The 26,780-nt window shown below is 63.1% G+C and carries 26 protein-coding genes; 21 read left to right on the top strand and 5 right to left on the bottom strand.

The window, feature by feature from the left end; all coding sequences use genetic code 11:
- Positions 1 to 207 precede the first annotated feature (207 nt).
- Genes ICG51_RS07875 through ICG51_RS07865 form a run of 3 tightly spaced genes read right to left on the bottom strand, consistent with a single transcriptional unit; the run spans position 208 to position 1,778 of the window.
- Positions 208 to 564, bottom strand: coding sequence for a PDZ domain-containing protein (locus ICG51_RS07875; RefSeq protein WP_190279849.1), 357 nt, complete (start codon positions 562 to 564; stop codon positions 208 to 210).
- A gap of 59 nt (positions 565 to 623) precedes the next feature.
- Positions 624 to 1,145 carry a hypothetical protein gene (locus ICG51_RS07870; protein ID WP_190279848.1) on the bottom strand — a complete coding sequence of 174 codons (522 nt, stop codon included), beginning with the start codon at positions 1,143 to 1,145 and terminating at the stop codon, positions 624 to 626.
- Between the two features lie 57 nt (positions 1,146 to 1,202).
- Positions 1,203 to 1,778, bottom strand: coding sequence for a hypothetical protein (locus ICG51_RS07865; protein ID WP_190279847.1), 576 nt, complete (start codon positions 1,776 to 1,778; stop codon positions 1,203 to 1,205).
- 327 nt (positions 1,779 to 2,105) lie between these two features.
- On the opposite strand from ICG51_RS07865, the gene ICG51_RS07860 reads away from it, so the two are divergent.
- The 7 genes from ICG51_RS07860 to ICG51_RS07825 all read left to right on the top strand — a co-directional run bounded on the left by ICG51_RS07860 (position 2,106) and on the right by ICG51_RS07825 (position 9,468).
- A complete protein-coding gene (locus tag ICG51_RS07860) occupies positions 2,106 to 3,056 on the top strand; it encodes an integron integrase (RefSeq protein WP_190279846.1) in 951 nt (316 codons plus the stop codon).
- 99 nt (positions 3,057 to 3,155) lie between these two features.
- Positions 3,156 to 3,776, top strand: a complete 621-nt coding sequence (locus tag ICG51_RS07855) for a tyrosine-type recombinase/integrase (RefSeq protein ID WP_190279845.1) — start codon at positions 3,156 to 3,158, stop codon at positions 3,774 to 3,776.
- A gap of 666 nt (positions 3,777 to 4,442) precedes the next feature.
- Positions 4,443 to 6,344, top strand: coding sequence for a copper resistance system multicopper oxidase (locus ICG51_RS07845; RefSeq protein WP_190279843.1), 1,902 nt, complete (start codon positions 4,443 to 4,445; stop codon positions 6,342 to 6,344).
- Positions 6,341 to 7,540: a copper resistance protein B gene (locus ICG51_RS07840; protein ID WP_223809398.1), complete on the top strand. Its 1,200-nt coding sequence runs from the start codon at positions 6,341 to 6,343 to the stop codon at positions 7,538 to 7,540. The genes ICG51_RS07845 and ICG51_RS07840 overlap by 4 nt, the downstream gene beginning before the upstream one ends.
- A gap of 12 nt (positions 7,541 to 7,552) precedes the next feature.
- Positions 7,553 to 8,335, top strand: coding sequence for a cytochrome c (locus ICG51_RS07835; RefSeq protein WP_190279842.1), 783 nt, complete (start codon positions 7,553 to 7,555; stop codon positions 8,333 to 8,335).
- A 19-nt stretch (positions 8,336 to 8,354) separates the two neighbouring features.
- Positions 8,355 to 8,882 carry a nuclear transport factor 2 family protein gene (locus ICG51_RS07830; protein ID WP_223809397.1) on the top strand — a complete coding sequence of 176 codons (528 nt, stop codon included), beginning with the start codon at positions 8,355 to 8,357 and terminating at the stop codon, positions 8,880 to 8,882.
- Positions 8,883 to 8,946: 64 nt separating this feature from the next.
- Positions 8,947 to 9,468, top strand: coding sequence for a DUF411 domain-containing protein (locus tag ICG51_RS07825; RefSeq protein ID WP_190282412.1), 522 nt, complete (start codon positions 8,947 to 8,949; stop codon positions 9,466 to 9,468).
- Positions 9,469 to 9,565: 97 nt separating this feature from the next.
- On the opposite strand, the gene ICG51_RS07820 is transcribed toward ICG51_RS07825, so the two are convergent.
- Entirely contained in the window at positions 9,566 to 9,964 is a 399-nt protein-coding gene (locus ICG51_RS07820; protein ID WP_223809579.1) for a DUF305 domain-containing protein, read from the bottom strand.
- Positions 9,965 to 10,157: 193 nt separating this feature from the next.
- Between ICG51_RS07820 and ICG51_RS07815 the strand changes: the two genes are divergently transcribed.
- The 5 genes from ICG51_RS07815 to ICG51_RS07795 all read left to right on the top strand — a co-directional run bounded on the left by ICG51_RS07815 (position 10,158) and on the right by ICG51_RS07795 (position 14,878).
- Complete coding sequence (locus ICG51_RS07815) at positions 10,158 to 10,556, top strand: heavy metal-responsive transcriptional regulator (RefSeq protein WP_112927452.1); 399 nt, start codon at positions 10,158 to 10,160, stop codon at positions 10,554 to 10,556.
- Positions 10,553 to 13,003, top strand: coding sequence for a heavy metal translocating P-type ATPase (locus ICG51_RS07810; protein ID WP_190282411.1), 2,451 nt, complete (start codon positions 10,553 to 10,555; stop codon positions 13,001 to 13,003). The genes ICG51_RS07815 and ICG51_RS07810 overlap by 4 nt, the downstream gene beginning before the upstream one ends.
- Positions 13,000 to 13,506 carry a hypothetical protein gene (locus ICG51_RS07805; protein WP_112927454.1) on the top strand — a complete coding sequence of 169 codons (507 nt, stop codon included), beginning with the start codon at positions 13,000 to 13,002 and terminating at the stop codon, positions 13,504 to 13,506. The genes ICG51_RS07810 and ICG51_RS07805 overlap by 4 nt, the downstream gene beginning before the upstream one ends.
- Before the next feature lie 57 nt (positions 13,507 to 13,563).
- Positions 13,564 to 14,079, top strand: coding sequence for a DUF305 domain-containing protein (locus ICG51_RS07800; RefSeq protein WP_223809396.1), 516 nt, complete (start codon positions 13,564 to 13,566; stop codon positions 14,077 to 14,079).
- 187 nt (positions 14,080 to 14,266) lie between these two features.
- Entirely contained in the window at positions 14,267 to 14,878 is a 612-nt protein-coding gene (locus ICG51_RS07795) for a tyrosine-type recombinase/integrase (protein ID WP_190279840.1), read from the top strand.
- On the opposite strand, the gene ICG51_RS07790 is transcribed toward ICG51_RS07795, so the two are convergent.
- A protein-coding gene (locus ICG51_RS07790) for an IS3 family transposase (RefSeq protein ID WP_152907487.1) occupies positions 14,856 to 15,955 on the bottom strand; the annotation gives its coding sequence in 2 pieces (ribosomal slippage) (positions 14,856 to 15,697 and positions 15,697 to 15,955; 1,101 coding nt in all). The genes ICG51_RS07795 and ICG51_RS07790 overlap by 23 nt on opposite strands.
- A 238-nt stretch (positions 15,956 to 16,193) precedes the next feature.
- On the opposite strand from ICG51_RS07790, the gene chrA reads away from it, so the two are divergent.
- The 9 genes from chrA to ICG51_RS07745 all read left to right on the top strand — a co-directional run bounded on the left by chrA (position 16,194) and on the right by ICG51_RS07745 (position 26,766).
- A complete protein-coding gene (chrA, locus tag ICG51_RS07785; protein WP_190279839.1) occupies positions 16,194 to 17,426 on the top strand; it encodes a chromate efflux transporter in 1,233 nt (410 codons plus the stop codon).
- Positions 17,427 to 17,469: 43 nt separating this feature from the next.
- A complete protein-coding gene (locus tag ICG51_RS07780; protein ID WP_190279838.1) occupies positions 17,470 to 17,850 on the top strand; it encodes a hypothetical protein in 381 nt (126 codons plus the stop codon).
- Between the two features lie 96 nt (positions 17,851 to 17,946).
- Positions 17,947 to 19,170, top strand: a complete 1,224-nt coding sequence (locus ICG51_RS07775; protein ID WP_190279837.1) for a TolC family protein — start codon at positions 17,947 to 17,949, stop codon at positions 19,168 to 19,170.
- Positions 19,167 to 20,405, top strand: a complete 1,239-nt coding sequence (locus ICG51_RS07770) for an efflux RND transporter periplasmic adaptor subunit (protein WP_190279836.1) — start codon at positions 19,167 to 19,169, stop codon at positions 20,403 to 20,405. Before ICG51_RS07775 ends, ICG51_RS07770 begins: the two co-directional genes overlap by 4 nt.
- Before the next feature lie 10 nt (positions 20,406 to 20,415).
- On the top strand, positions 20,416 to 23,625 hold the full coding sequence (locus ICG51_RS07765) for a CusA/CzcA family heavy metal efflux RND transporter (protein WP_190279835.1): 3,210 nt from the start codon (positions 20,416 to 20,418) through the stop codon (positions 23,623 to 23,625).
- Positions 23,626 to 23,750: 125 nt separating this feature from the next.
- Complete coding sequence (locus ICG51_RS07760; protein ID WP_223809578.1) at positions 23,751 to 24,389, top strand: HupE/UreJ family protein; 639 nt, start codon at positions 23,751 to 23,753, stop codon at positions 24,387 to 24,389.
- Between the two features lie 18 nt (positions 24,390 to 24,407).
- A complete protein-coding gene (locus tag ICG51_RS07755) occupies positions 24,408 to 25,049 on the top strand; it encodes a transmembrane anchor protein (protein WP_190279833.1) in 642 nt (213 codons plus the stop codon).
- Positions 25,050 to 25,127: 78 nt separating this feature from the next.
- Positions 25,128 to 25,370: a hypothetical protein gene (locus tag ICG51_RS07750; protein WP_190279832.1), complete on the top strand. Its 243-nt coding sequence runs from the start codon at positions 25,128 to 25,130 to the stop codon at positions 25,368 to 25,370.
- A 61-nt stretch (positions 25,371 to 25,431) separates the two neighbouring features.
- On the top strand, positions 25,432 to 26,766 hold the full coding sequence (locus tag ICG51_RS07745) for an MFS transporter (RefSeq protein WP_190279831.1): 1,335 nt from the start codon (positions 25,432 to 25,434) through the stop codon (positions 26,764 to 26,766).
- Positions 26,767 to 26,780: the final 14 nt, after the last annotated feature.

Here is a 26,780-nt window from a genome sequence, read left to right as displayed (position 1 = left end):
GTAGTAGTAGTCAATGATGTGCTTAATTGACTTTAGCTTCGCTCGAGCTTTCCTCTCGGCCTTTGTCCATTCAGGCGTGCCAGGCTCAATGTTTTCGAACCAATCAGAGAAGCAAGGCATTTTTGTCTCCGCGTATCGCAGACCTTCGCTATGGCCTAACACCTGAGTTAAGCCGCGCCGCGAAGCGGCGTCGGCTTGAATGAATTGTTAGGTCTCCCCAGCGACCATGCTGATGGCGACCTTCTTGCCAGAACGCAACACTGTCATTTTGACGGTGTCTCCGGCTCGAATGGCGCCCATCTCTGCGTCTAGCTTGCGTGCAGACGCGCCGGCTACTACCGAACCGTTCAAAAGCTCGATTACGTCGCCTGGAAATAGCCCCGCTCGCATTGCGGGGGAGTTCTGGTTCACTTTGGTCACCACGACGCGATCGAGTTTTGCGCTGAAAGCGCTGCTCTTGAGGGTGTAGTGAACCGTGAAGCCGAGATGCACTCTTTCAGCTGCGACGGACATCGAGGTGATGAGAAGAGCTAAGACGAGCAGGCTCTTGAGAAGACCTTTCATTGGGGACCTAACACCTGAGTTAAGCCGCGCCGCGAAGCGGCGTCGGCTTGGACGAATTGTTAGACCGCATGGTAGTACACACCCCAAACTCTGGCCCCAACCAAGCACAGAAAGCCAAGAAGGACTAGACGATTGCGCCATGCGTAAGTGATCTCTGCGCGTCGGCTAGTGCGTTCCATTTGTTCCTTGATGCCCGGTAGCGCGTTATTGATTGCAGCAACCTCCTCTTGCGCATCATGAGGCGCGTAGATTTGGCCTGTAGCTGAATTCAAGAAAGGGCGCCCGTTAGCGAGTTGTTGAGTAAAAAGGCCGCGTTGTTTATTAGCTCTTAGATAGCGATGGTTGAGACTTGTGAGAAGAACGGATGCTTCAACGCGTAGAAAGCCAAGAATTGCGGAAGCAAACAACGTAGCTAAAGCAGACAACTCAACGGTCTTTGGATTTAGCCCAAGGACGCCAGGCTCAAAGTTGTTGGCGATGTAGGCGTAAAGCGCGCCGAGAATTCCGAGGACGAAGTAGTCGAACTTCTCTGCAGAGGCTCGCCAGGTGTCGTATAGACGATCGCTGCGATCTGTGGACATGCGGTCTAACACCTGAGTTAAGCCGCGCCGCGAAGCGGCGTCGGCTTGGACGAATTGTTAGACCGCACTGGGCCAGCCCCTGCTGTGAATGTACTCATTCCTCGCCTCAAGGGTCTGAAATGAGTACTCCGCAACCGGCTCGATGCCGTCACGATCCTCTGCGTCAAGCAAGTCCAGCGCTGCAGTTTGATTGACGAGTAAGAGGTACTCGCCGTTGCGGGTGGCTGTCTGTACAAAGCCACCCTCCATCTTAACTAGCACCTTCTTAGATGCGTCGAACAGGGCGTTTGCGAGATTTCCCGCTCTGCTGAGATCAAGCTCATAGCAATTGGTTGGCCCATAAGTACGGGCGCACTCCGTGGCGGCGGTGAGTGGCCCAAAGTAAACAGTCCGCAGGGCGCCGTTTTTGTACTGGATCAACATCAAGTCGTCTACTAGGGATTCGGTCGACTTTGAGATCGCTACAAAGCCAGAAGATTGCGCCGTTGTCTTGACGCTGATACGCCGTCCATTTGGGCAAACAACGTCAAAGCCAGCCTGATTGGCTCTAGTAGCTAAGCTGCCGCCTACTTTGAGAGCACAGTGGAACTCTCCCAGGCGGCCGATCAGGTGGCGCACTTCGGTGGCTTTCACGCCGAACTCCTCTACCTCAAGACGAACGAGGTCGAGGTAGCGATCGTGGAGTTGCTGAATCCTGTCAGTCGCAATCATCTAGTGCGGTCTAACTACCTATTAGCCGGATCTTTTGATCCGTTTATACGACATGCACCAGCCATAACGCATGGCTGGCTATCCGCATGAATTCAATAGACTTTAGGCTCTCAGGGCTCAGCTGGCAAGATGACGTATAACCGGATCCAACATCAGCCTTGTCTGACGTATGCTCCAGTCGTTTGACCACCAAAGGAGCGACCCTCATGGGGTGACACCGCCCACCCCACTACTCCCCCACTGAGACTGATGGACCAGGTGTCGATTGTTTGTCGACGACGCCACCTGAGCCGAAGGACCGAAGAGGCTTACCGGTTCTGGATCCGTCGTTACGTCCACTTCCACACTCCGCAACATCCACGCACGGTGGGACCTGAGGGCATCATCGGCTTTGTTAACCATCTGGCAACGGTAAAACATGTCGCCGCATCGACCCAGTCACAAGCTCTCAATGCACTGCTCTTCCTGTATCGGGATGTGTTCGAGGTTGAGATCTGCCATTTGAGTGGATTGAAACGTATCCAGAGACGCGAACGCTTGCCAATAGTCCTGACCCCGCATGAAGTGTCGGCGATCTTGCGAAGGATGGAGGGAGTCACGGCTCTCATGGCCCATATCCTCTACGGCTCGGGCTTGCGCGTTACGGAATGCATGACATTGCGAATCAAAGACGTCGATATGAAAGCCGGGGTGATCCATGTACGTGCAGGAAAAGGTGGCAAGGACAGGACCACAATTTTGCCCACACGGCTCCAGCGGCCACTCCAGCGTCATTTGCTTCGCGTGGCGAGTAGACACCGCCAAGACGTTGCAAGAGGTGCAGGCTTCGCCCCGCTGCCCAATGCATTAGAACGAAAGTACCCCAGCGCTAGCCGGAGTCTGGCGTGGCAGTTCGTATTCCCATCTCGCGTCCAGCGGTACTGCCCGGGCAGTGGGCGGTGGCTCCGCTGGCATGCTTCCGAATCCGGCGTCCAGATTGCCTTCAAGACAGCCCTTCAGGAGGCGCGAGTCATTAAGCAGGCGTCAGTCCACACACTTCGCCACTCGTTCGCGACTCACCTTCTGGCTGAAGGGACTGATATCCGAACGATTCAGCTGTTATTGGGTCACCGCAACCTGAAGACAACGATGATCTACACGCATGTCGAGCAGGCTGCGCGCAAGACCACGAGTCCTTTGGACTACCTGGACTTCGAATGAAGGCGCCAAAGCGGACATCCGTTGGATGTCCGCTTTGGGTCGGAAGCGGCCACTCAGTTGGAGGAGCACGCTGTTACTCCCTCTAATTGGGAGTTCCCCATGGCTACCAAACGCAGATACCACCAAGTTCCGTGGAACAAGGGCAAGATCGTAGGCCAAAAGGCCCCTCTCAAACTTCGGGAGATCTGGGCGATCCGCGTCCGACTCCAGCTTCGCAGCAATCTCAGGGATCTCGCCTTATTCAACCTGGCAATCGATTCAAAGCTCCGTGCTTCCGACCTCTTGGGCCTCCGCGTCTTCGACATCGCCCACGAGAATCACGTCAACTCGCGCGCGGTGGTGATGCAGCGAAAGACGCGCCGACCAGTCCAGTTCGAAATCACCGAGATGAGCAGGGACGCGCTGCAGGCATGGACTCGGACGGCTGGTCTCCGAGGCTCTGACTTTGTCTTCCCGAGTCGATCGGGCCACTCCCCGCATCTATCCACTCGGCAGTACGCCCGAATCGTCCACCGCTGGGTGCGGGAAATCGGCTTGGATAGTTCCTGCTATGGGACTCACACCATGCGACGCACCAAGGCCGCTCTGATCTGCCGCCGAACGAAGAACCTTAGAGCGGTGCAACTACTCCTGGGTCACAGCAAGCTTGAGAGCACCGTGCGGTACTTGGGGATCGAAGTCGACGACGCCCTGGAGATATCGGAACAAACCGAATCCTGATTGGTCGCGCTCGCCAATCGGAATCCGAAATCGACGAAGCAGGCACGCGGGACCTAGTGGCTCACTTCTTATTTCACCAAACCCTTCCTGAGAACAGCCAACCATTCTTTCACACGCCAACGCAATTCTTGTCCTAAGATCCGCCCATGCCGCGCCTAGCTATCCGCCTGCTCTTGGTCCTATGCCTGATCCTTAACGGAATGGGCAACGCCATGGCTGCGGTCGCAATGCCGTTCATGGCGGCCATGCCTCACGAAGCACTTCTGGTAACGACCGATGCCGAGGCTCTGCCCGGCACGGCTTCATGCGGGCACGACGAAAGCGCGGCAACTGCGGGAGAGCAGGCCCCGACGTCCACTCCGCCAGCAGGTCACCCAGCCGACTGTGACAAGGACTGTTGTGCAAAGGGTACGTGTGCTTGTGCATGCGTGAACTTGGCACAAGCCGCCATCCTTGACGTGGTGATGCCCGCCGCGTCACCGAGCCGCACCCGCATGGGGGCATTCGTCGCCTTGGGCCATTCGTCCCAAGTCCCGCTCAATCTTATTCGACCTCCCATCGGCTAAGTGACCTCAGGCGCTTCGGCGCCGCTTCCCGTGCATGCGAGATATGCCATGCCGGATCTGCCTTGCACGCAAGGCCGTCACCGAACCATGTGGAGCTGTCATGTCATTCAAATCAACCGGCGTGCCGCAAGGCATCGCCATGCCGTCGCGGCGACGTTTCGTTCAGGGCCTGGCCGCGGGCGGCGCTGTTGCCGGCTTGGGCCTGTGGCCGCGCGCAAGCTGGGCACAAACGGCGCACGCGATGCCGACCCTGCGCGGGACGGAGTTCGACCTCAGCATCGGTGAAACCCTGGTCAACTACACCGGCAGCACCCGCCCCGCGGTCACCATCAATGGAACCGTGCCCGGCCCACTGCTGCGCTGGAAACAGGGCACGACGGTTACCCTGCGCGTGCGCAATGAGCTGCCACGCGGCTCCATCCACGGCCCTGACACCTCGATCCACTGGCACGGCATATTGCTGCCGGCGAACATGGACGGCGTGCCCGGCATGAGCTTTGACGGCATCCGCCCGGGGGAGAGCTACCTCTATCGGTTCGACGTCAAACAAGCTGGCACTTACTGGTACCACAGCCATTCCGGGTTCCAGGAACAGGGCGGCATGTACGGGCCGCTGGTGATCGACCCCGATGGACCTGACCCCATCGCCAGCGACCGCGATTACGTGGTGATGCTGTCCGACTGGACCGATATGAACCCCGCCAAGCTGTTCGCGCGGCTCAAGAAAATGGCCAGCCACGACAACGTCTACCAGCGCACCGTCGGCGATTTCATGCGCGATGCGGAGCGCAACGGCCTGCCCGCCACCATCGCCGACCGCAAGATGTGGGGGCAGATGCGCATGACCCCGACCGACTTGTCCGACGTCAACGGGCAGACCTACACCTACCTGCTCAACGGCACCACCGCGCTGGGCAACTGGACCGGCGTGTTCGCCCCCGGCGACAAGGTGCGGCTGCGCCTGATCAACGGCTCGGCGATGACCTACTTCGACGTGCGCATCCCCGGGCTGAAGCTGACCGTGGTGGCCGCCGATGGCCAGCCGGTGCATCCGGTGACGGTGGACGAGTTGCGCATCGCGGCGGCGGAAACCTTTGATGTCATCGTGCAGCCAAGTGGGCAGGACGCTTACACCCTCTTCGCCCAGGACAGCGCGCGCACAGGCTACGTCAGCGGCACCCTGGCGGTGCGCGAAGGCCTGCGCGCGCCGATTCCGCCGCTGGACCCGCGCCCGATCATCAGCATGGCGGACATGGGGCATGGCGATATGCACGCGGGCCACGACATGAGTGCGATGGAGAACCCACAGCCCGCTACCGCCTCGGACCCGCATGCGGGTCACGCCATGCCCGGCACCAACCCGTCCGCACCGATCGGCGCCGATCCGCATGCAGGCCACGACATGTCGGCAAATGCGGGCGCGATGGCTGGCATGGACCATGGCAACGCTGCGATGTCGGACATGGGAGGCGGAGGGATGCAGGCCCACCCCGCCAGCGAAACCAACAACCCGCTGGTGGACATGCAGACCATGGCACCCACGCCGAAGCTGGATGATCCCGGCATCGGCCTGCGCAACAACGGCCGCCGCGTCCTGACCTACGCGGATCTCAGAAGCACGTTCGCCGATCCCGACGGACGGGACCCGGGACGCACGGTTGAGCTGCACCTGACCGGGCACATGGAGAAGTTCGCGTGGTCCTTCGACGGGCTGAAGTTCGCCCAGGCGCAGCCGCTGCGGATGACCTACGGCGAGCGCCTGCGCATCGTGCTGGTCAACGACACCATGATGAGCCACCCAATCCACCTGCACGGGATGTGGAGCGACGTGGAGGACGCCGACGGCAACTTCCAGGTGCGCAAGCACACCGTGGACATGCCGCCCGGCAGCAAGCGCAGCTACCGCGTGCGCGCCGACGCGCTGGGTCGCTGGGCCTATCACTGCCACCTGTTCTTCCACATGGAATCCGGCATGTTCCGGGAAGTGCGGGTGGAGGAATGAACGCCGTGCGCCTGATTTTTCCGATTGCCATCGCGCTCGGGCTGTCTGTCCCATTGCCGGCGCGCGCACAGCACCAAGGACACGTGATGCCGCCGCCTACCCCTGCGGCGCCCGTCGCCAAGAAGAAGCCGCCTGCGAAAGCAGTGGCAAAGCCTGCCGCGAAACCCGCGGTCAAGGCACCGGCGAAGACAGCCACCAAAGCGCCCGCGCCCAAGCGGCCCACGACTAAGGCCACCACGCCGCCCAAGCCGCCGACGCGCGAAACCGCCTCACCCGCGGCAACACCTGCCGAGGAGGATCACTCCACGATGGATCATTCGCAGATGCAGGGGATGGACCATTCCACGATGGACCACTCGCAGATGCAGGGCATGGACCACTCGAAAATGGACCAACCGCAAAAGCAGGAGATGGACCATTCCACCATGGACCACTCCCAGATGCAGGGCATGGACCACTCGACGATGGATCACGCGGGACCGCCGCAGGTCACCCCAGTCCCGGCCTTGACCCAAGCTGATCGCGATGCCGCGTTCCCCGACGTGCATGCCCATCACCTGCACGGCACAAGCGTTCAGAGCTATTGGCTGCTTGATCGACTGGAAGTCTCCGATGCGGATAACGGAACTGCGCTGGGATGGGAGGCGATGGCGTGGGTGGGAGGTGACATCCAGCGGATCTGGCTGCGTAGCGAGGGCGAAGCGGTAGACGGCCTCATCGAGCACGGGGACATGGAAGTTCTATACGGCCGCAGCGTGCGGCCGTGGTGGGACGTTCTGGCGGGCGTGCGCCAAGATGTGGGCGAAGGTCCATCGCGAACATGGGGAGCCTTCGGCGTGCAGGGCCTCTCGCCGTACAAGTTCGAGGTAGCGGCCACTGCCTATATCAGCCAAGGCGGACGCACGGCACTGCGAGCCGAGGCCGAATACGACACGTTGTTGACCAATCGCCTGATCCTGCAGTGGCGGACGGAGGCGAACGCCTATGGCAAGGCAGACCCGCAGGCGGGTATCGGCTCCGGACTGTCGACCGTCGAGTTCGGCGCCCGCCTGCGCTACGAGATCACCCGCCAGTTCGCGCCCTACTTCGGCATCGAACACGACCGCGCCTTCGGCAACACCGCCGACCTGCGCCGCAACGCGGGACATGACGCGGGCGAGACCCGCGTGGTGGCCGGCGTGCGCGTGTGGTTTTGAGGAGGAACTGACATGCCATTCGTGACACGCAAGACCCTCGTCGTCCTCGGCGGGCTATCCGCCGCCGCGGTGCTCGCCGCGGGCGGGTTCGTCTGGTCGGGGGTTTACAACATCGCGGCCGACGACCTGCACACGCGCCCGGTGTATGCACTGATGGATACGATGCGTGAGCGATCGATCACGGTCCGCGCGAACAAGCTGCATCCGCCACCCAACCTCGACGACCCGGCGCTGATCCGCCAGGGTGCGGGCAACTACAACGCCATGTGCATGAGCTGCCACCTGGCTCCGGGCATGGCCGAAACCGAGCTCAGCAAGGGCCTGTATCCCGCCCCGCCCAACTTGAGCAAGCAAACCGTGGACGCGGCCTCGGCGTTCTGGGTCATCAAGCACGGCATCAAGGCCTCCGGCATGCCGGCTTGGGGCCGGAGCATGCAGGACGACTACATCTGGAACATGGTCGCGTTCCTGCAACAGTTGCCCGGGATGGATGCAGCCCGTTACCAGGCGCTGGTGGCCAGCAGCGGCGGTCATGACCACGGTGGCGGCGAGACCAACCCTCACGCTCACGCTGAGGGTGCTGATCAGGATCACAGCGATCCGGAAAAGATCGTCGACGCACATGCCGGCATGGACATGCAGGCTGGCAAGGCCGAGCCATCCGAGGCGGTGGCAAACGCAGCACCGGCGATGCTCGAACACCGGCATGCGGACGGCACGATCGAATCTCATCCAGCACCGCCAGCGCAGGCGGAACCCGCCAAGGCAGGCGATGGCCACGATCACCAACACTGAACCTGACGGAGTAAAACCCATGAAATCGATCGTGACTTTCCTGCTTGCCGCCTTCGCCCTTGGCGGCGTGATGGACACCAGTGCCCAGACCAAGCCAGCCGCCTCGGCGCACGCCGCGCATGCACAGCCCACGGCAACCGACCCCGCGCTGGACATTTCCGCCACTGCCGGCCCGGCCGTGGCGGTAGCGGAGCGTTTCGGCACAGCACTGGCTGCCGGCGATCTCAAAACGGTGGAAGCCTTGCTGGCCCCTGAGGTGTTGATCCTTGAGACCGGTGGGGCCGAGCGCACCCGCGCCGAATACATGAGCCACCACGCGATCAGCGATGCGAAGTTCCTCAAGGGCAGCCATCACCAGCTCAAGCGACGTATCGCGCGCAGCGCGGGCGACCTGGCTTGGATTGGCAGCGAGAGCGAGCTCCACGCCAGCAAGGACGGCAAGCCGGTGACCCTGCTCAGCACCGAGACGATGGTGCTCAGGAAGACCGGCGCCGACTGGCGCATCGTCCACATCCACTGGTCGTCGCGACCCAAGAAAGCCAAGTGAGGCATAACTGATGAACGTCAAAATCCTGCTGTTTGCTGCGACCGCGATGTGCTCCCTCACGACCATGACGGCGTGCGCCCGCGCGCCCGAAGCTGCCGGCAGCAATACAGACAACGTCGCCCGCCCCACCGCCCAAGAACCGCCTGCAATCGCGCGCTCCCCGGCAGCCGCGCCTGCGTTACAACAAGCCGACACGGACGCGCCACGCATGGTCGTCCACAAGAGCGCGAGTTGCGGGTGTTGCGGCCTGTGGGTGGATCACATGCGCGCCGCCGGGTTCGCGGTGGAAGTGCGCAATACGGACGACCTCAATCCGCTCAAGGAACGGGTTGGAGTGCCCTACGGCAAAGGCTCCTGCCACACCGCCGAGGTGAATGGCTATTTCGTCGAGGGCCATGTGCCGGCCGCGGACGTCAAGCGATTGATCGCGGAAAAGCCCGATGCCAAGGGCCTGGTATTGCCGGGCATGCCGATGGGCTCGCCCGGAATGGAAAGTCCGGATGGGCGTATCCAGCCATATACCGTAGAACTGGTCGCGCGCGACGGCACTGTCTCCACTTTTGCCGAGCATGCGGGCGTTCAATAAGCAAGTGGCCGGGCTACACAACGGGCGAGACTCCTCGACAACCGGAGGGAGCCACCCGGCCCCTTCGGGCCGAGTGTCCGTCGCGGCTACGCAGCAGTCATTTTGTGTACTGCTCCATTTGCTTGATTTCTTCTTGCTGCGCCGCCTTCATCTTGACTGCCATTGCCTTGAGCTCGGCGTTGCTGCCGGACTCAAGCAAGACATCGGCCATGTCGATTGCCATCTGGTGATGGATGGACATCATGGCCGCGAAGTCCTTGTCGACGTCGCCGGACATCGGCATGGGCTTCTTCTGGCCGTCGGTCATGATGCGATGCAGTTCCATCGAGCCCGCGCTGTGTCCAGGCATCGCATGGTCCGCTGGCATCGACGCCGGTTGCGTCATTGTGCTGTCTGCCGTTTGCGCGGTCTTGGCCTCTTCTGCGCAAGCACTAACAGAGAGGGCCAAACCTGCGCCAAGAAACATCGGCAACGCAAAAGCAACGGGGTTCTTCATCTTCACCGGGGGGCTCCTCATGGATCCGCCTGCGGGGCGCTGAGCGGTAACGCGTCATCGCACGCCGCGCATGCGCGATGTGTGAATCCTTTGCACCTGACGCCGTTGACTGGGCCGCAAACAAATCGCTTGACTCTTGACCATGGTGCAGGGTGCAGAGTCCCGCTCACCGAACCATTCCACAGGTGAATCCATGAAGATCGGCGAATTGGCAAAGCGGGCCGAGGTGCCCATCGATACGGTGCGCTACTACGAACGCGAAGGCTTGATTCCGCCGCCCGTGCGGCGGGCTTCTGGATACCGCGATTACCTGGATGCGGACGTGGACCGCTTGCGATTCATGCGACGTGCCAAGGGGCTTGGATTCACCCTGCAGGAGATCCGCGACCTGCTGAGCCTGACCGCACTGGCCGAAGACGACATGTCTGCGCTCAATGCACGCGCTCAGGCCAAGCTGCAAGACGTGGAAGGCAGGATCCAGTCCCTCATCCGCGTGCGCGATGCGCTGCAGGGCCTTGTAACAGCATGTCCGGGGCACGGCGCACTGAATCGCTGCCCGATCCTGGCTGCGCTGTCGGAGGACCACGCATGAGCACCCATGACCACGCTGGTAGCGGCTGCTGCAGCGCAGGCGGCAAGCCGTCACTCGCTGAGACCACGGCGCGCGATCCGGTCTGCGGCATGACCGTCGACCCGTCCACTGCCAAGGGTGGCTCGGCAACCCATGCCGGCCTTGCATATCACTTCTGCAGCAACGGTTGCCGCGAAAAGTTCGTTGCCAACCCCCAGCACTACCTTGATCAGGTCTCAGCGCAACAAACCGCCCCAGCGGCGCTATCCATGCACGCGACTGCTGCCCCAGCCGGCGCAATCTACACCTGCCCAATGCACCCTGAGATCCGCCAGCAGGGCCCCGGCACCTGCCCACTCTGCGGGATGGCGCTAGAGCCGGAGATGCCCAGCCTGGACGAGGAGGAGAACCCGGAACTACGCGATTTCAGCCGTCGCTTCTGGTGGACCTTGCCGCTAAGCGTGGTCGTCCTGCTGCTTGCGATGTTCGGGCACTCCCTGCCCGCGCTGCCGACCACCACCCGCACCTGGATCGAACTGGTGCTGACCACGCCTGTGGTGCTGTGGGCCGGCTGGCCGTTCTTCGTGCGCTGCGTGCAGTCCATCCGCAACCGCAGCCCGAACATGTGGACGCTGATCGGCATCGGCGTGGCGGCGGCGTTCGGCTACAGCGTGGTCGCGACGGTCGCCCCGGGCCTGTTTCCCGATTCATTCCGCGACCACGGCCGGGTCGGGGTCTATTTCGAGGCCGCCGCGGTGATCGTCTCGCTCACCCTGCTCGGCCAGTTGCTGGAGCTCCGCGCCCGATCCAAGACCAGCGCCGCGATCAAGGCGCTGCTGGGGTTGGCACCGAAGACCGCGCGCCGGGTCAGGGACGATGGCAGCGAGGAGGACATCCCGCTGGACCACGTCCATGTCGGCCACCTCCTGCGCGTCCGCCCGGGCGAAAAGGTGCCGGTCGACGGCATCGTGGTCGAGGGCCGTTCCAGCGTCGATGAGTCGATGCTCACCGGCGAAGCGATGCCCGTCGGCAAGGGCGAGGGAGACGCGGTCATCGGTGCCACCCAGAACGGCACCGGCGCCCTGCTGATCAGGGCCGAGCAGGTGGGCTCGGCAACAGTGCTTGCGCGCATCGTGCAACTGGTGGCGCAGGCGCAGCGCTCGCGGGCGCCGATGCAGCGCATGGCCGACAAGGTTGCGTATTGGTTCGTGCTGGCGGTGCTGGCGGCGTCGGTGGCGACCTTCTTCGCGTGGGGCCTATGGGGGCCGCAACCTTCTTGGACGTGGGCCGTGCTCAACGCCGTGTCGGTGCTGATCATCGCCTGCCCCTGCGCATTGGGCCTGGCCACACCGATGTCGATCATGGTCGCCACCGGCCGCGCCGCGCAGGCCGGTGTGTTGTTCCGCGATGCGGAGGCGATCGAACGCTTCCGCACCCTCGATACCCTGGTAGTGGACAAGACCGGCACACTCACCGAGGGCAAACCGAGCTTCCGCACAGTCATCGGTGCAGGCGGAACCACCGCTGCCGACGTGCTGCGCCTGGCGGCGAGCCTGGACAAAGGCAGCGAACATCCGCTGGCCGAATCCATCGTTGCCGAAGCCCGCGGACGCGCCATGGACCTGTCGTCCGTGCAGGACTTCGATTCGGTGACCGGATCGGGCGTGCGCGGCACGGTCGAGGGACGCGCGCTGGTGCTTGGCAACCGGGCCTTGATGGACGCCAATAACATCGACGTGGCTTCCCTCGCCACAGAGGCCGAGGGCCTGCGCGCCGATGGTGCCAGCGTCATGTTCCTTGCGGGCGACGGCCGCTTGTTGGGGCTGCTGGCGGTAGCTGATCCAATCAAGTCCTCCGCCAAACCCACGATCGCCGCATTGCAGGCCAGCGGCCTTCGAGTGGTGATGGCGACGGGTGATGGCGCGACGACCGCGCAGGCCGTGGCGCGCACGCTCGGCATTGATGAGGTCCACGGCGAGGTGCGTCCGGAAGACAAGGCCGCGTTGGTCAAGCGGCTGCAGGCCAAGGGACGCAAGGTCGCGATGGCTGGCGACGGCATCAACGATGCTCCTGCGCTGGCCAGCGCCGATGTGGGCATCGCCATGGGCACCGGCACCGACGTCGCCATGTCCAGCGCCCAGGTCACCCTGGTCAAGGGCGATCTGCGCGGCATCCTCCGCGCCCGCGCGCTGTCCGATGCCACGGTCCGCAACATGCGCCAGAACCTGGCCTTCGCCTTTCTCTACAACGCCATTGGCGTGCCCATCGCAGCCGGAGTGCTATACCCGGTGTTCGGCCTGTTGCTCAGCCCAATGATCGCCGCCCTGGCGATGAGCCTGAGCTCGGTATCGGTCGTCGGCAACGCGCTGCGGCTTGCCAAGACCCGACTTCCAGAAGACGCCTCCCCCCGAGAGCCCGGGACCAGCGCCGTACCCCCACAGGCTCGTTCCACAGGAGTTCCAACATGAGTACCAAAACCACATTCGCCCTTGCGGTCACCCTGTTGCTGGCATCCAACGTGCACGCTGGTCCTCAGGACGCGACCAAGCCGATGGATCACAGCAAGATGAAGATGGACCACGCCGACATGAAGATGCCCACGACGCCCGAAGCACGGGCGAAGATGGCGAACACCATGTTCGACAAGATCGATGCGAACAAGAACGGCAGCCTCAGCCGCGCTGAATTTGTCGAGCACCACCGGACCATGTCGATGGAGCATGGTGGGATGCACATGAACCACCATGACAAGGATGGAAAGAAGCATCAGGGCGCGAACCATCACGCCTTGGATCACGCAGCGCACGCACCATCGTCGGGCGTCACCTTCGCCAAGCTGGATGGCAACAAGGACGGCAAGCTCTCCAAGGCGGAAATGGCCAAGCATCCAATGGCTGCCCATTTCCCCATGATGGATACCGACAAGAACGGCTTCCTGAGCCCCACGGAAGCAGCCGCCCACGGTCTGTAACGTCTGCACACATAGCGGGCGGTGCCCGGCACCGCCCGCCTCACATCAGGAGGCTCCATGGAAAAGCAAACGTCTAAGAATGCAGGGCACGTCGACCATGGCGCCGCTGCCACGCCGATGGCGCATGGCTCTGGCGATGGTCACTACAGCCGCTTCGCATGGATGCTGGCGCTGTCGTTCGTCGCGATGTACGTGCTGATGTACGCCATGGTCGACCGACTCGGCAACGCGGTTCCCAACATCAACCAGTTCTACATGGCTGGGCTGATGACAGCACCAATGGCCATACTCGAGATTGCGCTGATGGGGCGTATGTACCCAGATAAGCGCAAGAACATCACGATAGTTTTGTTGGGTGCAGTCGTTCTGGCAGCTTGCTGGTTTGGCATTCGTGCCCAAGCTGGGGTCGGAGACCGTCAGTTCCTCAAATCGATGATCCCTCACCACGCCGGCGCCATTCTCATGTGCGAACAAGCGTCGCTCACCAAGCCTGACGTGAGGGCCCTGTGCGAGGGCATAGTCAAGGCACAGGAAGAAGAGATCGCTCGCATGAGGGCATTGCTTGCCCGATAGATCTGGCCCGCTGAAGCGGGCTGGCCTGCAGTCGCTCGGCATTGGATTGAAACCCGATGGGACTTGGAGAGTCGCTTGCCACCGTGCGTCCGCTATCGGCCACAACCGGACGTTCTATGTGAGTCGCGTCACGCCTTGCTACCGGGCTCGAGAGAACTCTGACCACTCCCTTCAACAGGAGTTGGTCATGGCGAGCCTCAACACATCTCAATCCCACGAGCCCTGGAACAAAGGAAGGCTGATCGGCCAGAAGGCCCCGCTCAAGCTGAAAGACATCTGGGCTATTCGCATTCGCCTTCAGATCGGCCACAAGGTCCGTGACCTCGCCCTCTTCAACCTGGCGATCGATTCCAAGCTACGCGCCTGCGACTTGGTGAAGCTCCGGGTATCCGATGTCTTACACGGCGGTCAGATGGCGTCCCGCGCCATGGTGATTCAGCAGAAGACCGGACGACCGGTCCAGTTCGAGATCACCCAGTCGACTCGCGAGGCCGTGCAGGCTTGGATCACCCATGCCGATCTGAAGACCTCGGACTTCCTTTTCACCAGCCGAGTGTCGGACTCACCTCACCTTTCGACGAGGCAGTACGCCCGCATCGTCCATCGTTGGGTGGAAGAAGCTGGCCTAGAGTCGGGCTCCTATGGCACTCACACGATGCGCAGGACCAAAGCTTCGTTGATCTACCGCCGGACGCGAAACCTCAGGGCGGTCCAGCTATTGCTTGGGCATACGAAGCTAGAGAGCGACGTCCCCCCGCCTTCAGTAGCAAGGCGGTTTAGAGTCCGGGATCAATCGTAGCGGATGCCAGCTGGCTGGCGTAGTCGCTCGGGGTCAGTCCGCCGAGCACCTTCTTGGGTCGCTCCTCGTTGTACTCGCGGCGCCAGGTTTCGATGACGGTTCGGGCATGCAGCAGGCTGGTGAACCAGTGTTCGTTGAGGCACTCGTCGCGCAGGCGGCCGTTGAGGCTCTCGACATAGGCGTTCTGGTTGGGCTTGCCCGGCTCGATCAGGCGCATGGCAACACCGCGGGCATGCGCCCATTCGAGCATCGCCTTGCCGCAGAACTCCTTGCCGTTGTCGGTGCGGATGACCCGCGGCAGGCCACGTTGCACCGCCAAGCGGTCCAGGATGCGAGCGACGCCATGTCCGGAAATGGCCCGCTCGACCTCGATCGCCACTAGCTCGTGCGTCGCGTCATCCACGATCACGAGCGCCTTGAGTACCCGGCCATCCGCGGTCCGGTCGAACACGAAGTCCATCGACCAGACCTCGTTGGCACGGCTCGGACGCAGCAGCGGCTGCCGGTCGGCGACCGGCACCTTCTTCCGCTTCCGGCGCCGCACCTGCAGCTTCGCTTCCTGGTACAGCCGCTCCACGCGCTTGTAGTTCACGAGAACTCCCGCCTGCCTGAGCTTGAGGTAGATCATCCCGACGCCGTAGCGCTTGTATCGCTGGGCCAGTGCGAGGATCTGCTCGCGGAGATCGACGTTGCGATCGGGCGCCGGCTGGTAGCGATACGCGCTGGCACTCATGCGCAGCACCGCCAAGGCTCGCCGCTCGCTCAGCCCCCTGGTCATCATGTAGCGCACCTGCCCGCGTCGAGCCGGCGCGCTCACCACTTTTTTCGCAGGACGTCCTTGATGACCTCGTTCTCGAGCACCTGCTCTGCCAGGAGCTTCTTCAGCCGCCCGTTCTCGGTCTCCAGCTCCTTCAAGCGCTTTGCATCGGGCACGCTCATGCCCCCGAACTTGCTCCGCCACAGGTAGTACGACGCCTCGCTGAAGCCGTGCTTGCGGCACAGCTCCTTGACCGGCAGCCCGGCCTCGGCCTCACGCAGGAAGCCGATGATCTGCTCTTCGGAAAAGCGCTTCTTCACGTCCAATCTCCTTACTCTGGGGAATTGGACTCCAGATCGCCGCGCTACTCAAAACCGGGGGGACGTCGAGAGCACCGTTCGCTACCTGGGCATCGAGGTTGATGACGCTCTAGAGATCGCAGAGCAGACGGATGTTTGAATCCAATGCACTAGGTTTTCGACTCGAGGGATAGAGGGGCGGCAAGCCGCGACCGACCAGGGGCCTAGCTAGAGAGAAACCTGACGTATCCTGACTCCCATGGCACCCACTCCTCTCGAAACGCATGCCGTTCCGCGAGAAGCTTTGGGTCGCCTGTTCCTGCGCTTCCTGCGTTTTGGCGCCCTGGCATGGGGCGGCCCGGTCGCGCAGATCGGAATGATCCGACACGAGCTGGTCGAGCAGGAACGCTGGATCAGCAAGGAGCAGTTCAACCGCGTGCTGGCGGTGTACCAGGTGCTGCCGGGCCCGGAAGCACACGAACTGTGCGTGTATTTCGGCTATCGGTCGCGGGGACGGCTGGGCGGCCTGCTCGCCGGGCTGGGCTTCATGCTGCCGGGTTTCATCCTGATGTTGACGTTGTCCTGTCTGTATATCCGGCACGGTCTGCGACTGGAAGGATGGACTTCGGTGTTCACTGCCGCGCAGGCGGCGGTAGCGGCCCTGATCGTCCGCGCCATTGTCCGTATCGGCGGTCACGTGCTGGAAGACCGTTGGCTGTGGATGGTCGCCACAGCGGCGATGCTGGCGCAGCTCGCCAACGTGCATTTCGCCATCGTCCTGGTCGCGGGTGGGCTGATCTATCTGTGCGCACGCGAGCACCGCAAGGCACTTGCCGGATGGCTTCTGAGCGCCGCAGTGGCGCTTGTTCTGGTGAAGGTATGGAAGGAAGAAGCCCTGACGGGCCTGCATGCTTTGGCGAGCCGCGTGGATGAAAGTTCGGCATTCGCTGCGGACACCGTGGGTGTTCTTGCGCTGTTCTGGTCCGGGCTGAAAGCCGGGTTGCTGACCTTCGGTGGGGCCTACACGGTGATCCCGTTCCTGCAGCGTGATGCGGTCAGTCAGGGTGCCTGGATGAGCAATGGCCAGTTCCTGGACGGCTTGGCGCTGTCGGGTCTGTTGCCCGCACCGCTGGTGATCTTCGCCACCTTCGTCGGCTACGTCGGTGGTGGGCCATGGGGCGCGGTCGCGATGACGGCGGGGGTATTCCTGCCTGCATTTGCCTTCACGTTGCTCGGGCATGACACCATGGAACGCTGGGTGCACCGTCCGCGCGTCACCGAGTTCCTCGCAGGGGTGACGGCCGCGGTGGTGGGCTTGATCGCCGGTACCACGCTTGCGCTGTTGCTTGGCAGCATCCGGGGCATGCATGAGGTGCTGATCTTCGCAGTCGTTCTGGGGCTGCTGTTCTGGTCCAAGGCGCGTTGGATCGTTCCGGTAGTGATTCTCGGCGCGGCGTTGTACGGCTGGGCGATACGCGCCCTGGGCGGCTAGCGATTGGCGCAGCCGCCGCCTTGCCTGTAGGCTATTAAGCACCATGCACCTAATTCGCCGCCACCGCAGCCTTCTGCGCATCGCCTTGTTGGCGCTGGTGGCGTTGGGCGTGCTGATGCAGCCGGTGCTACGTTCCGTGGGCGATCTACATGACATGGAGCACACCATGGCCCTGCAGTCCGATCACGGTCATTCGCACCATGACGGGCACGAAGAGCCCCCGGTAGACGACGAGGCCCCCGGCGATCCGCTCGGCCTGCATGGGTTGCTGCACCAGTTCGGCGCAGCCGGCTCCATGGCATTGCTGGAACCGGCATCGCTGCTGGCCTCGGCCCCAGTGACGGGTGAGCCACCTGATCGCGCTCGCGTGCCCGGACCACCTGCTTCCCGCCTGACATCTCCCTTCCGACCTCCGATCGCCTGACGACGCCCGCAGCCGCATGGCTGCGACATGCCTTGCGTTGTCTTTCGATCCTTTCGGAGGTTACCCGTGAATTTGCGTTGTCTGCTGGTTCTGGCCATGGCCGGAGCCTTCGGCGCTGTCCCGTTGTCGGGACGCGCCGCCGAACCCTTGCGCCTGCAAGACGCCATCGCCCGTGCGTTGGCAGGAAGTCCCACCGTCATCGCCGAACAGGCACACCTGCAGGCCATCCAGGCCAAGGCGCAGCGTGAAGCCTTGCCCACGCCCTATACCGTGGGCGGCGATCTGGAAAATGTCGTCGGCACCGGTGCCCTGAGTGGCTTCTCGTCTGCTGAAACCACGCTGCGCATCGGGCGCGTCCTGGAACTGGGCGGTAAACGCCAGGCACGGGAAGCCCTCGGTGCCGCCGAGGTCGGCCAGCAGCAGAACCAGGCCGAAGTCGCGCGCATCGAGATCGCCAGTCGTACCGCCACCCGCTTCATTGAAGTCGTTGCCGATCAGCGCCGACTCGCTTTTGCCCAGGACCGGGTAAAGCAGGCCGAACGCACGCGTCGCGAGGTTGCCACATGGGTTGCCGCTGCGCGCAATCCGGAGTCCGACCTGCGTGCCGCCGAGATCGCAGTCGCCGAAGCCGAGCTGAAGCGCGAACACGCCGAGCATGAACTGCTAAGTGCGCGCATGACGCTTGCGTCAAGTTGGGGGTCGATCGAGCCCGATTTTTCGACTGCGGTTGGCGAGTTCGACGCTTTGCCGCCGGTCGAACCGTTCGAGTACCTCGTGGCGAGGCTCCCGGCAACGCCGGAGCAACGGGCAAACCTGCTGGAAGCCGAGACCATCGCTGCTCGCCGTCGTGTCGCACAAGCGGCGGCCAAGCCCGACATCACTGTCAGCCTTGGTGTCCGCCGATTGCAGGCGCTAGGGGATCAGGGACTGGTGTTGTCGGCGTCGATGCCATTGGGCAATCGCAAGCGCTCCGCGTTTTCGGTCGCCGAGGCGGATGCCCAGTTGGCTGCGCTCAGTGCACGACGCGATGCGACACGCTACGAGCGACATCAGGAACTGTTCGAGCGCTACCAGGAACTCGGTCACGCGCGCCTGGAAACCGACACCCTGCGCAAATCCATGATCCCGAAGGCCGAGCAAGCATTGGCCTTCACCCGCCGCGGATTCGAGGCCGGCAACTTCTCCTTCCTCGCTCTGGCGCAGGCCCAACGCACCTTGTTCGAGCTGCGTGAGCGCAGCACCGAAGCCGCCGCCCGTTACCACACCCTGCTGGTCGAGGTTGAGCGCCTCACCGCCGCTGCCCAGGACACCACGCCATGATTCGTCTTGCAATTGCCACGTTGTTGCTCACGCTCCTGGCCGCGTGCGGTCGCGGTGAGAGCGCCAAGGAGACCTCTGTCGCAGGCGAAGCCGCGGCACCTGCCTCGGGCGAATACGAACGCGGTCCGCACCGCGGTCGCATGCTGCGCGATGGCGATTTCGCGCTTGAAGTCACCATCTTCGAGACGAACGTGCCGCCGCAATACCGCCTCTACGCATATCAGAACGACAAGCCGCTTCCACCCGCAAGCGTGCAGGCGACGATCCAGCTCAAGCGCCTGGATGGTGAGGTCAACGACTTCACTTTCAAGGCGGAGAACGACTACCTGACCGGCAGCGGCGAGGTCACCGAGCCGCATTCGTTCGATGTCGAGGTCAAGGCACAGCATGCAGGCAAGACGCATCGCTGGGCGTTCGATTCCTATGAAGGGCGAACCACGATCCCTGCAGAGGCAGCGACAGCCGCTGGCGTCAAGATCGAAGCTGCCGGTTCGGCGGTGGTGCGCAATACGGTGCGCCTGATGGGCACGGTGGCACTCGACGAGAACCGCCACGCGGAGATCAAGGCACGCTTCCCCGGCATCGTCCGCTCGGTGCATGTGCAACAGGGCCAGCGCGTACGCCGTGGCCAGACCCTGGCTGTGGTGGAAGGCAATGACAGCATGCGCAGCTATCCGGTGACCGCCCCGTTCGATGGCGTCGTCTTGGCGCGCAACACCAACGTAGGCGATGTGGCTGGCAGCAACACGCTGGTGGAACTGGCCAATCTGTCCGAGGTGTGGGTGGAACTGCGTGCGATTGGCGCGGATGCCGAGAAGCTCGCCATCGGTCAGGAAGTCGACATCAACTCCGCCACCGGCGAGAGCAATACCAGCGGCAAGATCCAGACCCTGTTGCCGTTGGCCTCGGGCCAAAGCGTGGTCGCCCGCGCCACCATCGACAACACCGAAGGCCGTTGGCGTCCGGGCATGACGGTCTCCGCGGAAGTTGTCGTGGGTGCGCGTGAGGTGCCGCTGGCGGTGAAGGAATCAGGTTTGCAGCGCTTTCGCGATTTCACCGTGGTCTTCGCACAAGTGGGCGAGACCTATGAGGTGCGGATGCTGGAACTGGGTGAGCGCGACGGCGTGTACGCCGAAGTGCTGGGCGGGCTCAAGCCAGGGACGCGCTACGTCGCCGAACAGAGCTTCCTGATCAAGGCCGACGTCGACAAGTCCGGCGCCAGCCACGACCACTAAGGAGACCGCCATGCTTGAACGCATCATTCGCGCGGCGATCGCACATCGCTGGCTGGTCCTGCTGCTGGTCCTGGGCGTGTCCGCGCTCGGGATCTGGAGCTATGGCCGCCTGCCGATCGACGCCGTGCCTGACATCACCAACGTCCAGGTCCAGGTCAACACTGAAGCACCTGGTTACTCGCCACTGGAAGCCGAACAGCGGGTGACCTTCCCGGTCGAAACCGCATTGGCTGGCATGGCGCGACTGCAGTACACACGATCGATCTCGCGCTACGGGCTATCGCAGGTAACCGTCGTCTTCGAGGACGGCACCGACATCTACTTCGCCCGGCAGCAAGTGGCCGAACGCCTTCAGGCAGCCGCATCGCAGCTTCCCGAAGGCGTCGAGCCGACACTCGGCCCCGTCGCGACGGGTTTGGGCGAGATCTTCATGTACACCGTCGAGGCCGAGGAAGGCGCCAAGAAAGAAGATGGCCAGCCGTGGACACCGACCGACCTGCGCACGTTGCAGGACTGGGTCATCCGTCCGCAGCTGCGCAACCTCAAGGGTGTGACCGAGGTCAACACCATTGGCGGCAATGTCCAACAGTTCCACGTCACGCCGGATCCGGCCAAGCTCATTGCCTACAACCTGACGCTCGAAGACCTGTTGCGTGCGATCGAGCGCAACAACGCCAATACGGGTGCCGGCTACATCGAGCGTGGTGGCGAGCAGAACCTGATCCGCATCCCAGGCCAGGTCGGTGATGAGGAGGGCCTGCGCGGGATCACGGTGGCGATGCGCGACGGCTTGCCGTTGCGGATCAGCGACGTCGCCGAAGTCCACATCGGCTCGGAACTGCGCACGGGTGCCGCGACCAAGGATGGGCACGAAGTCGTGCTCGGCACGGTGTTCATGCTGATCGGCGAGAACAGCCGCGAGGTGGCGGTCCGCGCCGCTGACCGGCTGAAGGAGATCGACGCGACCTTGCCCGAAGGCGTGAGCGCTCGCTCGATCTACGACCGCACGCGGCTGGTCGATCGCAGCATCGCCACAGTCCAGAAGAACCTGCTGGAAGGTGCACTGCTGGTCATCGCCGTGCTGTTCCTGCTGTTGGGCAACATCCGCGCCGCCCTGATCACGGCCGCGGTCATCCCGGTGGCGATGCTGATGACGATTACCGGTATGGTGCAGAACCGGGTCTCGGCCAACCTGATGAGTCTGGGCGCGCTCGACTTCGGCCTGATCGTCGATGGTGCGGTGATCATCGTGGAGAACTGCCTGCGTCGCTTCGGTGAACGCCAGCACACACTCGGGCGCCTGCTGACCCGTGAAGAACGGTTCGATCTGGCCGCTTCGGCGAGTGCGGAAGTCATCAAACCCAGTCTGTTCGGGCTCTTCATCATCGCGGCCGTGTATCTGCCGATCTTTGCCCTGACCGGCGTGGAGGGCAAGACATTCCACCCCATGGCGATCACGGTGGTCATGGCGCTGACAGCCGCCATGATGCTCTCGCTGACCTTCGTACCAGCGGCTGTGGCGCAGTTCGTCACCGGCAAGGTGGAGGAAAAGGAAACGCGTGTAATGCGGGCAATGAACAGGATCTATGCGCCGCTTCTGCAAAAGGCGCTGGCGATGCGGACATTGGTCGTGGCGGCCGCGGCGGTGCTGGTGGTGCTGTGCGGACTGTTGGCCACGCGGCTGGGTACCGAGTTCATCCCGAACCTGGATGAAGGCGACATCGCCCTGCATGCCTTGCGCATTCCGGGCACCAGCCTGACCCAGGCCGTGGGAATGCAGGAGCAACTTGAATCACGGATCAAGCAGTTCCCGGAGGTCGACAAGGTGGTCGGCAAACTCGGCACGGCAGAGGTGGCCACCGACCCGATGCCACCGTCGGTGGCCGATACCTTCATTCTGCTCAAGGACCGCAAGGACTGGCCGGATCCGCGCAAGCCGAAAACGGAACTTGTCGCCGAGCTCGAGAAGGCAGTACGCGCCATCCCCGGCAACAACTACGAGTTCACCCAACCGGTGCAGATGCGCATGAACGAGCTCATCGCCGGTGTGCGTGCGGAAGTGGCGATCAAGGTGTTCGGGGACGATCTGGAAGAACTGGCAGGCGTTGGCAAACAGATCGAGGCGCTCGCCAGCACCATTCCGGGCAACGCCGACGTCAAGCTGGAACAGGTGACGGGCCTGCCGCTGATGGTGATCACGCCGGATCGAGCCGCGCTGGCACGCTACGGCCTGGCCGTTGCCGACATCCAGGACACCGTGGCCTCCGCCATGGGCGGCGCGAACGCCGGGCAGCTGTTCGAAGGCGATCGACGCTTCGACATCGTGGTACGGCTGCCGGAAGCCGAACGTCAGGATCCCAAGGCCTTGGCCGCCTTGCCGATCAAGTTGCCGGCAGGAACTGGCAGTGTCGACGAGGCCTCGTCCGTCCATGTCCCCGGTGTCGTGCCGTTGAGCGCGGTGGCGAAGATCGAGGTCGAACTGGGGCCGAACCAGGTGAGCCGCGAGAACGGCAAGCGCCGCGTGGTGATCACCTCGAACGTGCGTGGCCGCGACTTGGGTTCGTTCGTGGAGGAACTGCGTGCGAAGGTGGACGACGAGATCGAGCTGCCGCCCGGCACCTGGGTCGAGTACGGCGGCACGTTCGAGCAGTTGATCTCCGCAAGCCAACGCCTGAGCGTCGTGGTACCCGTGGTCCTGGTCATGATCTTCGGGCTGCTGTTCATGGCCTTCGGTTCGGGCAAGGATGCGGCAATCGTGTTCAGTGGCGTCCCACTGGCCCTGACCGGCGGTGTTCTGGCGCTGTGGCTGCGCGGCATCCCGTTCTCGATCTCGGCCGGCGTCGGCTTCATCGCGTTGTCGGGTGTGGCTGTGCTCAACGGCCTGGTGATGATCACCTTCATCCGCCGCCTGCGCGAGCAGGGCGATCCGCTGCACGAGGCGGTGATCGATGGGGCCTTGACGCGTCTGCGGCCGGTGCTGATGACGGCGCTGGTGGCCAGCCTGGGTTTCGTGCCGATGGCGGTCAATGTCGGCACCGGCGCCGAGGTACAGCGCCCCCTGGCGACCGTGGTGATCGGCGGCATCATCTCGTCCACCTTGCTGACCCTGCTGGTGCTACCCGCGCTCTACCGGCTCATCCATCGCAAAGATGCCGATGCGCCGGATAGCGCACGCACGTCACCTGACCGAGCCGTTCCGATACAGGTGCCGGGCCAATGACTTCCATTACGACAAGGCTGACACACATGCAACATCGTCTCCGACTATCGGCGCCCGGATTCCGGGCGCCATTGATCCAGAACCGTCTCTCCACTTTCCTGGCCACTGCCATCCTGTTCCTGGCGATGTCAGGCGATGCGTTCGCTCATGCCGTGGCCGAGGGCGACAAGGGCTACATCCAGGAGATCTCAGGAGTGCACCTGATCTCCTTCATGTACCTGGGTGCCAAGCACATGGCCACCGGTTACGACCACATCCTGTTCCTGCTTGGCGTAATCTTCTTTCTCTACCGGATGAAGGACATCGCGCTTTACGTCACGCTGTTCGCGATCGGGCACTCGACCACGATGTTGCTGGGCGTCTACTTCAACATCGGCATCAACAGCTACCTGATCGACGCCATCATCGGGCTCTCCGTGGTCTACAAGGCGCTCGACAACATCGGAGCGTTCCAGCGCTGGTTCGGCTTCCAGCCCAATACCAAGGCCGCCACGCTGATCTTCGGCCTGTTCCACGGTTTCGGCCTGTCGAGCAAGATCCTCGACTACGACATCTCCCCGGATGGGCTGGTACCCAACCTGCTGGCCTTCAACGTGGGCGTGGAAATCGGGCAACTGCTGGCGCTCGGCGCGGTACTGATCGCCATGAGCTATTGGCGCCGCACCAAGGGCTTCTGGCGCCACGCCTACACCGCCAACGTCGCAATGATGTGCGCCGGATTCGTGCTGATCGGCATGCAGCTCACTGGCTATTTCGTTTCCTGACATTTGGAGCATTCACCCATGTACAACACACCACTCCCCAACGCCGCCGATCTGCCGTCGAAGCGGAAACTGCTGCGTTCGACGCTGATCGCCTTGGCGGTCGCAATTGCCCTGCTCATCACCGTCGTCTTGCCGGCCGAATACGCGATTGACCCGACCGGCATTGGCCGAATGCTGGGATTGACCGAGATGGGCGAGATCAAGGGACAATTGGCCGAAGAAGCGACAGCGGATGCGGCGCGCGATGCAGCGCTTGCCGCCCAGGACGCGGCAGACAAGCGCGCGGCTACCCCCGTCGAGCCAAGCGCAGAAGCAGCCGCTGCTGTTGCGCCAACGGCAGGGTCGTCCTGGAGAGATCAAATGCAGGTCGTGCTTCAGCCTGGTGAGGGTGCCGAAATCAAGCTCGCAATGAAGGCGGGGCAGCGTGCCCAGTTCAGTTGGAGCGCCCAAGGCGGTGCGGTGAACTTCGATACCCATGGTGACGGCGGCGGACAGTCCATCAGCTACGAGAAAGGCCGCAGCGTTCCCGCAGACGATGGCGAGATCGAAGCTGCCTTCGATGGCAACCACGGCTGGTATTGGCGCAATCGCGGCGACGCTCCGGTCACCGTTGTTGTCCGCGTGCGCGGCCAGTACACCGACATCAAACGCGTTGCTTGACCCATGCAGCGGTCAGGCGCCCGTCCACGCAATTTCCATTGGCCCTGATCGCCGCGATTCACCCAGAGGACTTACACCATGAATATCCGTTGCTTCGCATTGGTCTCGTGCCTCGCTGTGCTGCCCCTGTCGGCGTTTGCCCACAAAGAAGGTCATGGCAACGAAGACAAGCCGCTGGCCACCACCTGCGCCCAACTCGAAAATCCGCTGCGCTATGCCGTCGACCCGGCCTATCCGGAGATCAAGGCCCTCAAGGCTAAGTGCGATGCCGAAAAGAAGGCCTCACCCAAGCCCGAGGCGCAACCCGTCAAGAAGTCGTAATCGAACGAAGGCGCTGCGGCATCACGCCGCAGCGCTGCTCACCTGCATATCGGACACCGCCATGATCGAGATCCTGCGGCACCCCAGCTTCCGCTCGCTCTTCCTTGCTCAGGTCATCGCCCTGGTAGGGACGGGCCTCGCCACCGTGGCCTTGGCGTTACTGGCCTACGATCTGGCCGGTGACCAGGCAGGTGCCGTGCTCGGCACGGCGCTGGCGATCAAGATGACGGTGTACGTCTTGCTGTCGCCAGTGGCAGCAGCGCTCATTCCACGTATGCACCGCAAGGCCGTGCTGATCGCGCTGGATCTGGTGCGCGCCGGCGTGGCGCTATGCCTGCCGTTCGTCACGGAGATATGGCAGGTGTATCTGCTCATCGCCCTCCTGCAGTCGGCATCCGCGTGCTTCACGCCACTGTTCCAGTCGCTGATCCCCGAAATCCTGACCGAAGAGCGCGACTACACCCGCGCCCTGTCGCTCTCGCGCTTGGCGTACGATCTGGAGAGCCTGCTCAGCCCGATGCTCGCGGCCGCGCTGTTGGCGGTAATCAACTTCCACGGGTTGTTCGCCGGCACGTCGCTGGGCTTCGTGCTCTCTGCCTTGCTGGTGCTGGCCACGCAGTTCCCAGCCGTGGCCGATGCGCGTAACGGAGGCAGCCCGTATGCGCGGGCGATCCGCGGGATGCGGATTTACCTGCGCACGCCACGCCTGCGCGGCTTGCTCGCGTTGAACCTGGTCGCGGCAGCGGGTGGCGCCATGGTGTTCGTCAATACAGTCGTGGTCGTGCGCACGATCCTGGGCGGCGGCGATCGCGAAGTGGCTTGGGCACTGGCTGCATTCGGCGGCGGCTCGATGTCCGTCGCGCTGCTGCTGCCAAAAGTGCTGGATCGCATCCCGGATCGCAGGGTAATGCTTATGGCAGCAGCGGCGATGGCGCTTACCCTGATCGCGACGGCCGTCCTTTGGCAAAGAATGGAAGGCCACATTGGCTGGCAAGTGTTGATCCCCGCATGGATCCTGCTCGGCATGGCCTACGCGGGTCTGGTTACCCCCGGTGGACGGCTCTTGCGAAGATCCGCAGATCCCGATGACCTGCCGTTCCTCTTCGCCGCACAGTTCTCACTGTCCCACGCGTGCTGGCTGCTGTGCTACCCGCTCGCCGGATGGGTCGGCGCGCGCTTCGGTCTCGGCAGCGCGCTCGCCGCCTTGAGTGGCGTGGCCGCGGTCGGGTTGCTGTTCGCCTGGCGGACCTGGCCGCGCCGCGATCCGGACGTGGTGGAACACAGCCATCCTGAGTTGGCTGATGACCACCCACATCTCGCGGACCACCAGGTCGGCAACGGAAAGCATGCGCACGCGTACAGGATCGACGAATTGCATGGGCGCTGGCCGCAGTGAGGCAGTCATCCCGC

Origin of the sequence: Thermomonas sp. XSG (assembly GCF_014678725.1) — a bacterium.
Classification (GTDB): Bacteria; Pseudomonadota; Gammaproteobacteria; order Xanthomonadales; family Xanthomonadaceae; genus Thermomonas.
This window is presented reverse-complemented; position numbering and strand designations above follow the sequence as displayed.

Coding starts and splice junctions, on each gene's coding strand:
- ICG51_RS07875 (WP_190279849.1), bottom strand. CDS start 564: ATGAAAGGTCTTCTCAAGAGCCTGCTCGTCTTAGCTCTTCTCATCACC.
- ICG51_RS07870 (WP_190279848.1), bottom strand. CDS start 1,145: ATGTCCACAGATCGCAGCGATCGTCTATACGACACCTGGCGAGCCTCT.
- ICG51_RS07860 (WP_190279846.1), top strand. CDS start 2,106: ATGGACCAGGTGTCGATTGTTTGTCGACGACGCCACCTGAGCCGAAGG.
- ICG51_RS07855 (WP_190279845.1), top strand. CDS start 3,156: ATGGCTACCAAACGCAGATACCACCAAGTTCCGTGGAACAAGGGCAAG.
- ICG51_RS07845 (WP_190279843.1), top strand. CDS start 4,443: ATGTCATTCAAATCAACCGGCGTGCCGCAAGGCATCGCCATGCCGTCG.
- ICG51_RS07840 (WP_223809398.1), top strand. CDS start 6,341: ATGAACGCCGTGCGCCTGATTTTTCCGATTGCCATCGCGCTCGGGCTG.
- ICG51_RS07835 (WP_190279842.1), top strand. CDS start 7,553: ATGCCATTCGTGACACGCAAGACCCTCGTCGTCCTCGGCGGGCTATCC.
- ICG51_RS07830 (WP_223809397.1), top strand. CDS start 8,355: ATGAAATCGATCGTGACTTTCCTGCTTGCCGCCTTCGCCCTTGGCGGC.
- ICG51_RS07825 (WP_190282412.1), top strand. CDS start 8,947: ATGACGGCGTGCGCCCGCGCGCCCGAAGCTGCCGGCAGCAATACAGAC.
- ICG51_RS07820 (WP_223809579.1), bottom strand. CDS start 9,964: ATGAAGAACCCCGTTGCTTTTGCGTTGCCGATGTTTCTTGGCGCAGGT.
- ICG51_RS07815 (WP_112927452.1), top strand. CDS start 10,158: ATGAAGATCGGCGAATTGGCAAAGCGGGCCGAGGTGCCCATCGATACG.
- ICG51_RS07810 (WP_190282411.1), top strand. CDS start 10,553: ATGAGCACCCATGACCACGCTGGTAGCGGCTGCTGCAGCGCAGGCGGC.
- ICG51_RS07805 (WP_112927454.1), top strand. CDS start 13,000: ATGAGTACCAAAACCACATTCGCCCTTGCGGTCACCCTGTTGCTGGCA.
- ICG51_RS07800 (WP_223809396.1), top strand. CDS start 13,564: ATGGAAAAGCAAACGTCTAAGAATGCAGGGCACGTCGACCATGGCGCC.
- ICG51_RS07795 (WP_190279840.1), top strand. CDS start 14,267: ATGGCGAGCCTCAACACATCTCAATCCCACGAGCCCTGGAACAAAGGA.
- chrA (WP_190279839.1), top strand. CDS start 16,194: ATGGCACCCACTCCTCTCGAAACGCATGCCGTTCCGCGAGAAGCTTTG.
- ICG51_RS07780 (WP_190279838.1), top strand. CDS start 17,470: ATGCACCTAATTCGCCGCCACCGCAGCCTTCTGCGCATCGCCTTGTTG.
- ICG51_RS07775 (WP_190279837.1), top strand. CDS start 17,947: ATGGCCGGAGCCTTCGGCGCTGTCCCGTTGTCGGGACGCGCCGCCGAA.
- ICG51_RS07770 (WP_190279836.1), top strand. CDS start 19,167: ATGATTCGTCTTGCAATTGCCACGTTGTTGCTCACGCTCCTGGCCGCG.
- ICG51_RS07765 (WP_190279835.1), top strand. CDS start 20,416: ATGCTTGAACGCATCATTCGCGCGGCGATCGCACATCGCTGGCTGGTC.
- ICG51_RS07760 (WP_223809578.1), top strand. CDS start 23,751: ATGTCAGGCGATGCGTTCGCTCATGCCGTGGCCGAGGGCGACAAGGGC.
- ICG51_RS07755 (WP_190279833.1), top strand. CDS start 24,408: ATGTACAACACACCACTCCCCAACGCCGCCGATCTGCCGTCGAAGCGG.
- ICG51_RS07750 (WP_190279832.1), top strand. CDS start 25,128: ATGAATATCCGTTGCTTCGCATTGGTCTCGTGCCTCGCTGTGCTGCCC.
- ICG51_RS07745 (WP_190279831.1), top strand. CDS start 25,432: ATGATCGAGATCCTGCGGCACCCCAGCTTCCGCTCGCTCTTCCTTGCT.